Here is a 13,630-nt window from a genome sequence, read left to right as displayed (position 1 = left end):
GCCCCGATAAATAGATAAACCCTGCGACGGCAGGGTTTATCGTTAGATCCTTAGCTCCAGCGGCTGTGAATTACGCGAGCGATAGTTTTTCCCCAGCACTGGTAGATTGCCGGGCCGGGATGAAATCCGTCGGACGCCATGTGATCCGCGCTTAATTGGTGGTTTATTTCAACTAACTCGCAGTCCGTCTGTGTGGCTGTCCACCGGCTCAGTTGGTGGTTAAATGTTTTGGCTTTGCTACCTAGATACCAGCGTAAAGGGTGAGGCAAGGCTGGGAATTTTTCCATCGGTGGGATTTTCGTCAGTATGATCTGATGGCAGGAAAAGTGCTGGCGAATTTGACTGATCAGCGCCTTTTGCTGTTGGATCCATGATAACGAGCTCAGTGGCTGAGTAACATCGTTGACACCCAGTGAAACAATAACAACGTCATAGGGCTGTTTGGGATGCTGGGCTAGTTTCTGGCGGGTATCTTTTGTGGTTAAGCCCGATTGTGCCAGTAGTTGCCACTCTAGTTCAAAATGATCACATAATGCTCTGACAAGCTGGCCAGAAAGCGCTTGTGATTGACTCTCGGCACCGACTCCAGCAGCCGCTGAATCTCCAAGTAATAAAATGCGGAGTTGCTTTCCCTGGCCCACACGGCCTTGGCGAGGCCCGACGGCTTCCTCTAATTTTGGGGTGATTTTTCGAACATAGTGTCCTTGAGCAATAAACACCGGCGCTAAAAATAGCAGTGCCAAATGGTGGAGCATGTTGTTCTCCTAGCGTTAATAGAGGCAATTGTGCATGTTTAAGCATAGGATGAATTTTTCGGTATAGCCTCATACTAACTCTAAGTTCAGGGTATCGCCATTTATGAAATGCAGTGCTAACCGATAACATTTTTTGTGTGTACGGTGGATGATATTGATGAAGCCGGAATGAATTGATAGATAAAACGCTTAACTAGAGTGTGCTCCTCAATAACGATGGTGCAAATAATTAAGGGGCACACCCTAAGCGTTATTAAAATTGGGTCTCCCTGCTGGACTCGAACCAGCGACATACGAGTTAATATTGCATAACCCGCTGTTCTACCTACTGAACTAAGGGGGAATTGTCTGGTTGTTATTAGCGAAATCTAAATTCGTTGCTCTGTATGATTTGTAGGTCAATTTGTGTCTTAATGCAAAACTGATTTGATATTTTTTGTGATTTTTTACTAACTTTCCTTAAAGCTTAAATTCCCCCGATACCTTATAGATAGCTCAGTTTTGTGATGTGAATAAATCGGAGAAAAAGTCTATCATTTCAGTCTCAAAGGTCGGTGTTTGTTTCTGATGTACCGCCAGAGGAAAAATATTATGTTCGATAACTGGACGACTATTCTGGCTGATCTATACTAACTAATGAAAAGCGTTTCTTTCTGCCAATAGGTCTTTTGAGATGAGGGGAAAGAGTAGCAACCATGCAAGTTTCTGGGCTTGTAGCATGGTCAACGAGAGAGAAGCAGAACCCTGTAATAGCTAACTCTCGACGCGCTTTTCATACTCCTGTCAGAATTGAAAGATAAGAACCCGCTGCGATGCGGGTTTTTTTATGGAATTACATTACACCACTTGTTCAAACTTCCCATTCAGAGCCGGCTTCGGGTGGCTTGTTGGCTTCCAATTTTTCATCAGCCCAACTCAGAGCCGCCATTACACTAGGAAATCCAAGGGTACTGGTCAGAAGAATAAGCGTGTGGCGAATTTCTTCATCGGTCGCACCTGCTTCAAGTGCTCTTTTGGTATGGCTGTGTACCGCGCCTTCAGAACGTATGGCCGCAGCGGCTGCCAACTGAATGAGTTGCGCGGCTTTTTCATCTAATGGACCATCCTGCTTAGCCGCCTTGCCTAATGATTCAACTGCACTTAACAGCTCTGGATGTCGTTGCTTAACTTTAAGATATTGTTTAGATAATTTGGCAGCCATGAGTTTCTCCTAACAAATTAAAATTACCACTTAGTATAGTCAGCTCTAACCAAGTGGAATTTTCATTGTTGGCAAAGATGGGTAGTCCTCATAGTTTGATAGCAGTTTTATCCTCGAACCAAGCGGCTAATGAAAGTGCCTCAAATGTGTTTGCTGATGTAATCAAGCGCACCTGTAATCGCGGTGACCTGGGCATTATTACATTCTAACTCTGTAACAAGTGGGCTATCAGGGTAGACCTCAGTTGTCGTGCAGTACTTACTGTCAGTTAAGCCGCTGCAAAGACCTAGTTTTTTGGTCGGGTAGTTGATCACACCTGGTTGGGTAATAGGCTCGCCGATGATTTTGCCTTCGTTATCTGGTGGGGCAATGTGTGTGGTTTTTCGTACTGACTCGATAATCGCTTTCTGAAAATCATCCATAGGGTTATCGGTATCGCCTACCAAATAAAAGCCATCAGGGATCATTTCTTCAATATATTCAATGCCGTCCCGAGCTGCTAGCGCAGGTCTGAATTCGATTTCGTCAGTGTTTGTTGTTTCATGTAAATCGATATGGGCAAGAATTGGGGTATTTAATGAGTCGACTAACTGAATTAATGCTGCAGATTCCTCAGATGGACTGTCTTTGTAGAAAGAGCGGTTGGGATCGATTGCATTAGGGTTCCAACGGTTGATCGTCTCGTACCCCCACGGGCTGACACATGGAGCTACGATAATGTTGAATTTATCGCAGTAGCTATCGGCTTCAGTGTCGACGAAATTGATTGCACCATGGACACCACTTGTTTCGTAGCCGTGCACGCCACCAGTGATCAGAACGGTAGGTTTATTGTTATCCCACTTGCGTGTTTTAATCGCAAAGAGAGGGTACTTTTCAGTGTTGTACGAAAGTGCACCATACTGAATCAGGTCAAAGCGTTCATCCAGAGGCTTAAGTTTTGTGACGACTTCACCCTGATAGGAGCGTTTTATTGTAACTTGATCAAGCCAGGCGGCTTTATCGTTATCGGTCCACTTTTGACCTGGAATACCAATTGGATAGCGGTGTGTGCTGATCATTGCTGTGCCTTGTGTTGTCGTTATTGTTGCTCACAGAATAAAGCACTGTTATGGGCTCAGGCAATGGTCTATATGAAAGGGAATGTAAGTGAGAATCTTCTCATGCCGTGCCGGTATGAGGCGTGTAAAAGCTTATAAACGTACCGAAAACCCAAAGTATTCGGTACGTTTTTATTCGAGTGGTTCCGCTGTGCATGGGATATCAGTATAAGAAGAGCGATATGATTTCCGATCACTCCATGGTAAAGAAAGTATCATTCTCAGAAAGCCTGTACTGCAGCAGGGCAATATCATCGGTACTGCTGGGTGAGAATGGTTCTGGCCCTACGAGTTCGTCGCAGCTGCACATCACCGACCAGAGTTCTCCTTTAGCGTTTTTTGCCCATTCTAGGGTAGCGTCAATTTTTGCTTGGACTTCCTGCTGCTGAGCGATTGTTAGATCAAACAATTCTTCTAGGTGACCATCCTCGAATCTCGCAATTTTCCAGCCACTGCCGGGGTATAGTTTACTTTCGTCCTCCGTGAGTTTGATGATATGTCCAGAAGGGGTTGACTCAATCCTGTCTTTGACTGCTATGGCCGTCATATATCCTCCGAAACAAAGAGTAAACCAGTGCATGATTAATGATAGGACATTGTCGGCCTGACTGACTTGATAAGACTTGTAATCGAAACTAGCTTTTTGTCATGCATAACAATCAAGCAAAGTATTATAACTGCGGGCTTGAAACCTGCAAAACAGATCGTCTTATGGCAAATAACACACGTATCAAAGTAAGGTGAGTTATGGAAAATGATAACAAAAGTAAATTATCCCGCCGAGAGTTTTTGAAGAATGCAGGTTTGACCGCTTTGGCTGCAGGAGTTAGTGGGAGTTTTGTTGGCTCCCACTCGGCACATGCTGAAACTCAATCGACAGAGAATAACAGTACGCCTAAGCAGCCCCGTGTTGGCCCATATAATATCCTCATGATTGTTACAGATCAGGAACGTTATATGACTTCTGGGGAGTTACCGACAGGCTTTCAGTTACCGGGGCATGAACGTTTGGCAAAACGAGGTGTTGTGTTCGAGAATCATCAAATCGCTTCATGCGTATGCACCCCGTCACGTGCTGTTATTTATACCGGACAGCATATCCAGAATAATGGCATGTTCGACAACACTAACTTTCCATGGTCTGGCAGCATGTCGACTGAAATAGATACTATTGGCGACTTGTTACGGAAGGAGGGGTATTACACCGCTTATAAAGGAAAATGGCACCTTACCGAAGAATTTGAAACTGCCAATGAGCTACATTTTCCAAAAAAAATTCTCGTTGAAGAAATGGAACAATATGGTTTCTCAGATTACTTTGGTATTGGAGATGTTATTGCACATACCGAAGGGGGTTATTTGCATGATGAAGTCATTTCAGCTATGTCTCGAAGTTGGCTGCGTGGCAAAGGGGAAGAGCTGCGGCAACAAAGAAAGCCATGGTTTCTGGCCCTCAACCTGATAAACCCTCACGACGTAATGTATTACAACACCGACCTCCCTGGTCAGGAGGAGCATTCTGGTGGGGCGATGATGCGTATGAATCGAGAACCGAATAGTCCCCTATACAAGAATGTATGGGATGTCCGGCTACCGGAATCTAGACATCAATTAGTCCAAGAAAAGGGACGACCTACTGCGCATCTTGACTATATGTTATCGCGAGGGGCAATGGTTGGCGTTGTCCCGAATGTTGACGAGCGTTGGCAGCGTTTGAACAACTATTACCTGAACTGCCTTAAGGATGTTGACGGAAGAATTGTCGAAATACTCGATGAGTTGGATAATCTTGGTATTGCTGATAATACAATTATCATTTTCACCGCCGATCATGGTGAATTGACGGGGGCACATGGGCTGTCGGGCAAAGGGGCTACAGCCTACCGGGAACAAAACAACGTGCCTTTTACGGTTGTGCATCCGGCATATGAGGGCAATAAGCGCTGTAAATCAGTGACATCGCATGTCGATATTGCAACTACCTTAATCAGCATTGCCCGGGGTTATACAGCATCAGTGAAAGGACTACCTGGCAAAAGATATTACGACATTGCTCGGTAATCCTGAGACGGCGGCTATAGACGCTCTTCGTCCTGGTGCCCTATACAACTACAACATGCTGGCATATGTTGACGCTGCTTTCTTTTCCAACATTAACAAATATTTTGCTGGTGGTGGAAAGCCTGAAGAAATTGCTAACCAAGGATTCAGACCAAATTTGAAAAAACGCGGGGCTATTCGCAGTATTTTTGATGGACAGTATAAGTTCAGCCGTTACTTCTCCCCACTAGAACACCATATGCCCCGTACGCTTGAGCAATTGTTTGCTCATAATGATGTTGAATTATTTGACATAAAAAATGATCCGCTTGAACTGCGTAACCTTGCACTCGACTATAAGAAACACGGTGAACTTATTTCGATGATGAATGGCAAACTTAACTTACTGATCGAGCGAGAAGTGGGAGAGGATCATGGTCAAATGATGCCGGGGAATGATGTGTCTGATTGGAAGCTGTCGCCTGATATACAGTATCTAAGGTTGTAGCGGTGTGTCCTTCTGTGTGTATATAAATAACATATTAGTAGGTTGCCACAAAATAAATTGAAGTATTCTGTCGCAACCTACGCTTTTATGTTGTGTCTTATTCTCGGAAAAGGATAATTACTCAGCTGTTTGCTCTGCAATCGTCTGCATTTTTATAACGCTTATAGAGTTGGTTTCCTTTTCAGTGGTTACGTTAGTCTCCAGGTTGACGTAATACTCTGTAAATTGACCTTGAGGAAATCCATAGAACATGATTTCCTGATCGCTTACTACGACCATTCGTTCATTGGCGTCAAGTTTTCGTCCGCTGGTTGCCTCTACTGTGTTGATAGCTTCATTACGGATATCGAACCGAGTGAAAGATGGAAGTACCTCGTTATCATCAATGGCGCTGTGAAGGCAGTACAGGGAGTGTTGTCCTGCGGCTGGTGCAAAGCCATTATTATTTATTGGTGCTTGAAGTTGGGTGATGGTTTCAGTCTGCTTATCAAACTTATATACCGCGCAGTTCGCCTGCATTTCATAGTTGCTGCGGCGGACTGTATTGTTGTTGGCGTCAGTGCGATAGCCATTAGTTACCCACGCCGTTGGTGTCTGAACTAGAGCGTCATCGTTCAGGCTTAACTCAATCATTTCATCGCTTGTTGTGTTTACGATGTACAGTTTGTTTTCAAAAATAAATGGATTCGTAAAGTCATTAAAACTAAACGTGAAGGTATGTTCGTTGCCCGACGTTTTTTCTAACCAAATTAGGGTATCTGAGTGCCAAGGACGGCTGATTACATCACCGTTAGGGAGCACCCAGTTATTGCGGTGATAATCATCAAAAATTTTGGAGATAACAAAGGCGCCTTCATTTAGCTCTGCAACATGCAGGCTCAGGCCCTGAGTACCGTCTTGGCTTGGTTCACCGTGCCTAAAATAAATACGAGAATCGTCGGTGGTATGAGAAAAACGGGCTGATGTGATCCATGCTTCATGTTCTGCGACAACCTGTTTGTATATCGGTTGAGCGTTTTCAACCAGTGGATAAAGCGATCCAGACTCTTTATCTTGAATCAGGGTATATCGACCTTGGTAGTTTTTACCGTCTAACTCAATCGCAACATTATCAAAATTAATCGCGGAATATTTGCTGTTTAAATCCACAACATTAAGAATTGTCGGATCGGGAAGGGGAGTAATTTCACCACTTTCAGCATCTTTGCCTTCAAAGATAACAGAGTCTACCTCACCCGTTTCAGTGTTGGCATACACATAGGCACTTTCACCGTTATCGTAATGTTCCGCTTCTGCAGATTTAATAGCACGTTGTAAAGGTGTTAGTTGATGGCGGCGTTGCTTGAATGTCTGGAAGTCAGCTTGAACAGCGGACATTTTTGAAATTGTTTTGATATCTTTTTGGGGAGTGGTTTCAGGATTACTACCACTACCACTACCACTACCACTACCACTACCACTACCACAGCCAACCAATAAAGCTGATGCAATCGAAAGGGCTAAAATACAACGTTTCACTCTGAACCTTCACTTAAGTATCAGTAATACAGTGAATGCATTTTCTTACATAGTTATCTAATAAAAAGGACACTTACATTAAACCGTGTTCTTGATCTCACTTTGTACGCGATTTATTAGAACTTCAGGTTATTGATTGTGCTGATGGTTATTGATTTGGTGAACTATTATTTTTTATGTTGCGTTATTACTCCCGTACCTCAGGCGGAACCACCTTTCTGGCAATGCGCTTGAGAAAGGTATAAATTCGTTTGAAGCTCTCTAATATCGACATTTCCATACGAATAGCCTCAATCTGTTTTGAGCCCACTTTAGCTAAAGCCTGACTCTGAATATCCAGGGCTTGCTTAATCAGGTGGTCAACTTCCACCTGCATGTTTATGACGTCATTGGCCGAACTCTGATCTTCTTCCTTTACTGCCCGAATTGTTGCTGACAACGCGTCTAAGAGCTGATTGCCAAGTTTGGTGTGAATATGTCTCACTGTATCGGTGGGTTTAATATTCTCATCTAGAGCACGATAGGCTAAGTTGGTCAGGTCAGTTTCGATTACATCCCCAATACTCTCGAACTCATCAGCGATAATCATGGCAAGCTCAATGTTGGCACTTTCTTGTTCAGTGAGGCTTTGCTGCCTCAGAGTTCCCAGGTATCGCAAAATATCACCTTCAAGCACGTCAACTTGGTCGTCCATTTCCCGGACGCTTTCTAGTTTGCTTCGGCTCTGACTCAGCGTACCTTTGCGGAACTCCGTTAACATCTGATAGACGATTTCGCCCATCCGCGCATTTTCTAGCCGCACTCTCTGTAGTGCAAGGGCAGGGGTTTCGATGAGTGTGTCATCGAGGTACTGAGGGCGAATAATGAGCTTTTCTTCTACTTCTTTGAGTGGCACTAGCCATTCCACAAGCTTTGCCAGGTAGTTAGTGAATCCGATAAAGACCAAAGTATTAATGATGTTGAACAGGCTATGCGCGTTGGCAATTTGACGTGGGACTTCTGCCGCCAGCCGTGCCGTACCTTCGAGCTCAGGGTGGGTAGGTGAAATATTGACAACCCAGTATGCGAGTATCGAGGTGAATGGCAGCCAAATAAGCACACCTCCAAGATTAAAAAAAAGGTGTATGCAGGCTGCTCGCAGCGCATCTCTCGACTTACCGATTGCGGCCAGTTGCGCGGTGATACAGGTGCCTATATTGGCACCAAAGGCGAGCACAATGCCAGCCTCTAAACTGATGAGTCCTTGCCCTGCCATGGTGATAACAATTGCTGTTGTTGCTGAAGAAGACTGTACTATTGCAGTGAAAATCGCCCCGAATAGAATGGCGAGTAAAGGCTGATCCATACGGTTCATCATATTTAGAAAAGGCTCATAACTGCGCAGGGGATACATTGCGTCACCTATCAGGCCCATACCGTAAAAAATCAACCCCAGTCCCATCAGCATGCCGCCGTAATGCTTAATGCGTTCCTGAGAACTGGCAAATAACATCAGGAAACCAATGGCTACCATCCCAAGTGCCGCTTCTTCGATTTGGAATGCGACAATCTGGGCGGTAATGGTCGTACCGACATTGGCTCCCATGATCATCCCAATCGATTGGCTCATGGTCATCATCCCTGCTGATACGAATCCCACGACCAGAACGGTGGTGATTGAAGATGATTGGACAACAGCGGTAACGAAGGCGCCTGTTAAGGCTCCCGAGAAGCGATTGCGGGTCAGGTTAGCTAGCAAGACCTTCATCTTGTCGCCGAGAGCCGATTTGAGTGCATCTGACATTTGGTCCATACCAAACAGGAATAGTGCCAACCCGCCTAAAAGGCCCATAGACATCTGGCTCCAGTTCATGGTTTGAGCGGTTGTTTCGCTGCCGTAGGCAGAGCCGTTGAACTGGATAAGAACTATCGAAAAAAATAGGAGTTGGCGCTTAAGTGGAAGCTTGTTGATTGCTGTGAGAAAGCGACGATTTATCAATGGTGGCCCTCCTAATAGCTTCATTTTTAAAAGAATAATCCTTTGATAAGGATAGCCTAGTCTTATTATAAAAGTCATGCTATTGCTTTATCATGAGGCAAACATATAATGCATTTTAATCAATAGCTTATATTTCTAGGGACGAAGATGACAGCTACCGCCTACCTTAATGCACTGAACCATCGCTTCTTAACTATTCATAGGGCAAAAGAGGATTTCTTTTGGGAAACCTATATGGGAATCAGTGATGATCATGATGGGTCGACAAAAGCCGAAACGGAATGGATCACATTTTTAAGCGCTTCTTCTCAAATTACGACACTTAAAAAGCAGATTGAGCAAGCTGAGTTAATGCCTGACTCTGAGGAGAAAACTCAAACTCTGATTGGGTTAAAGGGGTGGCTCGCCACTTTTCAAGCTCATGCCTTAGAATCTGAAGTCGCGCAATCGCTTAAAACGGAGCTGGTTAAGTTCGAATCGGCGCTGTTTGAGAAGAAACAGAACTACATCATGAAGTATGTGGACGAAGATGGTAATGAAGCTGAAGGATCATTACCAGTACTTGGCGCTAACATTCGTACCAGCGCAAACGAAAATGTGCGTCGGTCATCGCATCAGGCGCTGTTGGATTTAGAGCAGTGGCTACTGGAAAACGGCTTCTTAGAATTGGTTAAGCTACGTAACAAGTTCGCAAAATCATTAGGTTTTAATAATTTTTTTGATTACTCTATTGCTAAAACCGAGCAGATGACAACCGCTGAACTGTTTACTATTTTGGATGATTTTGAATCAAGGACCCGAGACAGTAACCAAAACAGCTTAAGCAACCTGGCAGCATCGAAAGGTGTGCAGTCTCTAGTCGGTCATAACTTTATTTTCTCGTTTGCTGGTGATGCAATGCGAGACTTAGACCCTTACGTTCCGTTTTCTCAGTCGTTGCGCCGATGGGTCGAGTCATTTGGTCGTTTAAACATTGATTATTCTCGCGCAGAACTAACCTTGGATCTTCTCGACCGTAAAGGTAAGTACCAAAACGGTTTCTGCCATGGCCCGGTACCTTCGTTTTACGATCAAGGCACATGGATTCCAGCCAAGGTTAACTTCACCAGCAATGCCAAGCCGGATCAAGTGGGCAGTGGTTATGATGGTATCAATACTCTATTCCACGAAGGGGGGCATGCCGCCCATTTCTCTAATGTAAAAATGAACGCGCCGTGTTTTTCTCAAGAGTTTGCGCCGACCTCGATGGCGTATGCCGAGACTCAATCGATGTTTTGTGACAGCCTGCTAGGTGATGCCGATTGGTTGAAGCAGTATGCTTTTGATGCGGATGGCAATGTGGTGCCAGATGCTGTCATTAAATCGATGATCGACAGTAAACAACCATTCAGATCCTATGTTGAAAGAAGCATTTTAGTCGTACCTTACTTTGAGCGCGCACTGTACCTGATGGATGATGATGAGCTAAGTGCCGAATCAGTCACAGAGCTTGCTCGAGCCTCGGAGAAGGAAATACTTGGCTTAGAGTGCAGCCCGCGTCCGCTGATGGCCATCCCACATTTGCTATCAGATGAATCAGCATGTGCTTATCAAGGGTATTTGCTGGCGAATATGGCGGTATACCAAACAAGGGCTTATTTTACTGAGAAGTTTGGTTATCTGACCGACAACCCTCAAATTGGTCCTTTGCTTGCAGAGCATTACTGGAACGGTGGCAACAGCGTTAACCACAACACCACAATTGTTAATCTTACTGGTGAAGGCTTTAATGCTAAATATCTGGCGGATGAGTGTAACCTGTCTGCTGATCAGGCCTGGGAAATTGAGAAGGCAAAAATCTCAGCGTTACAATCCAGGCCACGAGCGGAGGTTGCGCCGCTAAATGCCAACATTAACATTGTTGATGGGGCTAACCAGATTGCCAGCAATCATGACTCAGATGCCGGTATGTGTAGCAAGTTTGAGCAATACATTGTCGAGACGTACGGCCGATAATTGGACAACACCAAAACCCAACGAACGCTCGTTGGGTTTTGTTTTTTATTCTGTTGCTGTAAGTTCGCTTGGGGCGGTTACTCGAGATGATGCTCAATGGCGTAATTTGCCTCGGCAAAGCTGAAGCCTTTTCGTACCAAGAAAGCCGTGGCTTTCTTTTTTTCCGCAAAATCAGCCAGGCTATGCTTATATTTTCTGTTTAAGAGCGCCAAGGCTTTTTGCTGATCATCTTCAATAACATCCTCTTCTTTTTCGTCACTAAGTACGTGTTCAATCGTGTCCTGACTGATCCCTTCGCTACGCAACTTCTGAAGCAATCCGCTGCGGCCCATCTTTTTGGCGTGCTTGTTGATTAAACGCACGGCAAGTTGAGATTCATGCTCAGTATCGACAGAGTGACTCATCACCAATCGAATTCTGCTTTCATCGACTCCTTCGCCGCGCAGTCGCATGGAAATATCTCTGATGCTTTTTTTTCCTGAGTACTTAGCAATGACGCGACTAATTAAGACATCGGTATCAGAATCATTTATAAGGCTAAGTGCTTGCTCGATATCAGCTTGGGCAACACCCTGTAATGAAAGCTTTTGTGCCAGAAGCTTTGGTCCGTATGATTGGCATCGCGACTGGACGAAAGTTTCTGCATACCTTCGATCAGATAAGTAGCCTTGCTCAAGTAATCGATTAATAACAAGCGAAATCCATTCAGTGTTGTCGGTCTTGCGAGTTAGTTTGTCCTTCAGCTTCATCTCCGAATAGCCTCGCTGATTTAGCCACCAAATCGCATATTCGTAGACGTCTTCAATCTTTGTTGCCGGCTTCGGTCCGGCTCGTTTTCCAGTTGCTTTCTCTGACGGCATAACTCACTCAACAGATGTTACGTACAATATCTTTGTTTGCAGGGAGAAAGATTCTACACGTTTAATCGGAGTGTGTAGTAATTAAGTTTTCAGTGAATTGTGGCTACCGAACTCGATGGGATCATGATGAAGATAGTGACCTGGCGCAAAATGATAAATTAATCATTAGTCGGGTTGTTATTGTTCGTACCAGAGATGAGAGGGAGATAAAACCTCTTCTAATAGACGTAAACAAGATAAGGTCTGAACATGAATAAACTCAAAGAGATAACTCTATGCAGCATTATTACATTGGCAGTCATGGTGACGCTTAACGGGCTATGGGATTGGGTCTCTATTTCAAGTCTGGAAGTGGCAATTGGCGCGTCTATTGTTCTTTCCGTGATCTTAAAAGTCGCGATATCACTAGAAAAAGTAATGGCAGATATTTGTCTTAACCAGAAAACGTTACCTAAAGTGAAGCGCGGGGTTTCATCATACATTATTCTCGTCGGTTCGAAGTTTCTTGCTATGGCGGTTATCGGTTGGATATTTGGTTCTCAGGTAGCTTTCACTGGCCTTTGGGGCGGCATTATCGCTTTCTTTGCTGTGATATTTGCAGTACTTGGCATTGAAGGTGCGATAGGCAAGCTCTTTGCTGGCCAGAAAGAAGACATTGCGCTAGCTGCAAGTGTTACGAATGATAAATAAAGTGTATTTCATTAACCCCAAACTCGGCAGTGTCGGGTTTGGGGTTCGATTTAGACTGAGATGAATATTTTATTGCTCTAACGCATTGCGACTTAAAAAACAGTCAGTTATAAATTAATAATAAGTCACAACCGCAAAGAAACAATGAAATCAGTAATTAACACCATCTTTGAAACAAAACTGGCTGAGCTGAAAGATAAAATCACGACTCTAAGCACCTCAGTTCGCTTGACTATCGTTACTGTCGGTGATGATCCTGCTAGTAAAGTCTATGTCCGTAATAAAATTCGCCTTTTTGATGAACTTGGCCTTGAATGTCAGCATATCACGCTTGCTGAAGCGACAACCGTTCAAGCGGATCTGGATCTTCTTGCCGAAAATGCTGACCATCCTATTTTATTCCAGCTGCCATTGCCTAATGGGTTGGTTGCACCAGATCTTCCTGCGACGGTTGATGTTGATGGGTTTGGCTCTGAAACGCTAGGACAGTTGGTTCTGGGACAGAACCTTGTTCTTCCTTGTACCGTACAGGCAACAATCGATATCATTTCTGCTCATTGCGGTGAGCATAATTTTGCGGGGCTGAAAGTAGCCGTAGTAGGCCGAAGCAATATTGTGGGTAAACCTTTAGCTATTGAATTAATCAATCGCCAAAGCACAGTTGCTAGCTTTAACAGCCGTTCCGATCTTGCTGCTGTAGATTGGAACAAATTTGATGTCATCGTAGTCGCAACCGGTGCCCATGGTATTCTGGATAATTCCCAGTTTATTGAAGGTCAGTTGATCATTGATGTGGGGATCAACCGTGTTGATGGCAAGCTGGTGGGGGATATCAGGCACCATGATGGGATCTTATCTGCAGCGGCTATCACGCCAGTCCCCGGAGGTGTAGGGCGTTTGACTTGCTTGCATGTGTTAGGCAATGCCGTGAAGCTGATGGAGCATTCGCAAAACTAATGATGAGTTAGCTTTCATTCCGCGAAAG

The 13,630-nt window shown here is 44.5% G+C and carries 12 protein-coding genes and 1 tRNA gene; 5 read left to right on the top strand and 8 right to left on the bottom strand.

Annotation, left to right across the window (positions count from 1 at the left end):
• Positions 1 to 50 precede the first annotated feature (50 nt).
• From MD588_RS13860 to MD588_RS13840, 5 genes are all read right to left on the bottom strand, one after another.
• A complete protein-coding gene (locus tag MD588_RS13860) occupies positions 51 to 755 on the bottom strand; it encodes an SGNH/GDSL hydrolase family protein (protein WP_265697953.1) in 705 nt (234 codons plus the stop codon).
• A gap of 260 nt (positions 756 to 1,015) precedes the next feature.
• Positions 1,016 to 1,098, bottom strand: a tRNA-OTHER gene (locus tag MD588_RS13855).
• A 507-nt stretch (positions 1,099 to 1,605) separates the two neighbouring features.
• Entirely contained in the window at positions 1,606 to 1,956 is a 351-nt protein-coding gene (locus tag MD588_RS13850; RefSeq protein WP_265697952.1) for a carboxymuconolactone decarboxylase family protein, read from the bottom strand.
• Between the two features lie 140 nt (positions 1,957 to 2,096).
• Positions 2,097 to 3,017, bottom strand: coding sequence for a M14 family metallopeptidase (locus tag MD588_RS13845; RefSeq protein ID WP_265697951.1), 921 nt, complete (start codon positions 3,015 to 3,017; stop codon positions 2,097 to 2,099).
• A gap of 232 nt (positions 3,018 to 3,249) precedes the next feature.
• Positions 3,250 to 3,603 carry a hypothetical protein gene (locus MD588_RS13840; protein WP_265697950.1) on the bottom strand — a complete coding sequence of 118 codons (354 nt, stop codon included), beginning with the start codon at positions 3,601 to 3,603 and terminating at the stop codon, positions 3,250 to 3,252.
• 200 nt (positions 3,604 to 3,803) lie between these two features.
• On the opposite strand from MD588_RS13840, the gene MD588_RS13835 reads away from it, so the two are divergent.
• Together MD588_RS13835 and MD588_RS13830 are read left to right on the top strand one after the other, a co-directional pair.
• A complete protein-coding gene (locus tag MD588_RS13835) occupies positions 3,804 to 5,117 on the top strand; it encodes a sulfatase-like hydrolase/transferase (RefSeq protein ID WP_265697949.1) in 1,314 nt (437 codons plus the stop codon).
• Complete coding sequence (locus tag MD588_RS13830; protein ID WP_265697948.1) at positions 5,107 to 5,604, top strand: alkaline phosphatase family protein; 498 nt, start codon at positions 5,107 to 5,109, stop codon at positions 5,602 to 5,604. Before MD588_RS13835 ends, MD588_RS13830 begins: the two co-directional genes overlap by 11 nt.
• Positions 5,605 to 5,721: 117 nt before the next feature.
• Here MD588_RS13830 and MD588_RS13825 read toward each other — a convergent pair whose 3' ends face one another.
• Together MD588_RS13825 and MD588_RS13820 are read right to left on the bottom strand one after the other, a co-directional pair.
• Positions 5,722 to 7,122, bottom strand: a complete 1,401-nt coding sequence (locus MD588_RS13825; RefSeq protein ID WP_265697947.1) for a hypothetical protein — start codon at positions 7,120 to 7,122, stop codon at positions 5,722 to 5,724.
• A 187-nt stretch (positions 7,123 to 7,309) separates the two neighbouring features.
• Positions 7,310 to 9,124 carry a Na/Pi cotransporter family protein gene (locus tag MD588_RS13820; RefSeq protein ID WP_265697946.1) on the bottom strand — a complete coding sequence of 605 codons (1,815 nt, stop codon included), beginning with the start codon at positions 9,122 to 9,124 and terminating at the stop codon, positions 7,310 to 7,312.
• Between the two features lie 123 nt (positions 9,125 to 9,247).
• Between MD588_RS13820 and MD588_RS13815 the strand changes: the two genes are divergently transcribed.
• Positions 9,248 to 11,095 (top strand): M3 family metallopeptidase, encoded by a 1,848-nt coding sequence (locus MD588_RS13815; protein WP_265697945.1) that lies wholly within the window; start codon positions 9,248 to 9,250, stop codon positions 11,093 to 11,095.
• A 77-nt stretch (positions 11,096 to 11,172) separates the two neighbouring features.
• On the opposite strand, the gene MD588_RS13810 is transcribed toward MD588_RS13815, so the two are convergent.
• A complete protein-coding gene (locus MD588_RS13810) occupies positions 11,173 to 11,955 on the bottom strand; it encodes a RecX family transcriptional regulator (RefSeq protein ID WP_265697944.1) in 783 nt (260 codons plus the stop codon).
• A gap of 249 nt (positions 11,956 to 12,204) precedes the next feature.
• On the opposite strand from MD588_RS13810, the gene MD588_RS13805 reads away from it, so the two are divergent.
• Both MD588_RS13805 and MD588_RS13800 read left to right on the top strand, forming a co-directional pair.
• A complete protein-coding gene (locus MD588_RS13805) occupies positions 12,205 to 12,645 on the top strand; it encodes a hypothetical protein (RefSeq protein WP_265697943.1) in 441 nt (146 codons plus the stop codon).
• 144 nt (positions 12,646 to 12,789) lie between these two features.
• Complete coding sequence (locus tag MD588_RS13800; RefSeq protein WP_265697942.1) at positions 12,790 to 13,602, top strand: bifunctional 5,10-methylenetetrahydrofolate dehydrogenase/5,10-methenyltetrahydrofolate cyclohydrolase; 813 nt, start codon at positions 12,790 to 12,792, stop codon at positions 13,600 to 13,602.
• Positions 13,603 to 13,630: the final 28 nt, after the last annotated feature.

This window comes from Photobacterium obscurum (assembly GCF_026191635.1).
GTDB lineage: Bacteria > Pseudomonadota > Gammaproteobacteria > Enterobacterales > Vibrionaceae > Photobacterium > Photobacterium obscurum.
This window is presented reverse-complemented; position numbering and strand designations above follow the sequence as displayed.

Bases quoted from the DNA above. Each gene is read 5' to 3' on its own strand.
- MD588_RS13810 (WP_265697944.1), bottom strand. From the start codon at position 11,955: ATGCCGTCAGAGAAAGCAACTGGAAAACGAGCCGGACCGAAGCCGGCA.
- MD588_RS13835 (WP_265697949.1), top strand. From the start codon at position 3,804: ATGGAAAATGATAACAAAAGTAAATTATCCCGCCGAGAGTTTTTGAAG.
- MD588_RS13800 (WP_265697942.1), top strand. From the start codon at position 12,790: ATGAAATCAGTAATTAACACCATCTTTGAAACAAAACTGGCTGAGCTG.
- MD588_RS13815 (WP_265697945.1), top strand. From the start codon at position 9,248: ATGACAGCTACCGCCTACCTTAATGCACTGAACCATCGCTTCTTAACT.
- MD588_RS13805 (WP_265697943.1), top strand. From the start codon at position 12,205: ATGAATAAACTCAAAGAGATAACTCTATGCAGCATTATTACATTGGCA.
- MD588_RS13820 (WP_265697946.1), bottom strand. From the start codon at position 9,124: ATGAAGCTATTAGGAGGGCCACCATTGATAAATCGTCGCTTTCTCACA.
- MD588_RS13840 (WP_265697950.1), bottom strand. From the start codon at position 3,603: ATGACGGCCATAGCAGTCAAAGACAGGATTGAGTCAACCCCTTCTGGA.
- MD588_RS13860 (WP_265697953.1), bottom strand. From the start codon at position 755: ATGCTCCACCATTTGGCACTGCTATTTTTAGCGCCGGTGTTTATTGCT.
- MD588_RS13850 (WP_265697952.1), bottom strand. From the start codon at position 1,956: ATGGCTGCCAAATTATCTAAACAATATCTTAAAGTTAAGCAACGACAT.
- MD588_RS13845 (WP_265697951.1), bottom strand. From the start codon at position 3,017: ATGATCAGCACACACCGCTATCCAATTGGTATTCCAGGTCAAAAGTGG.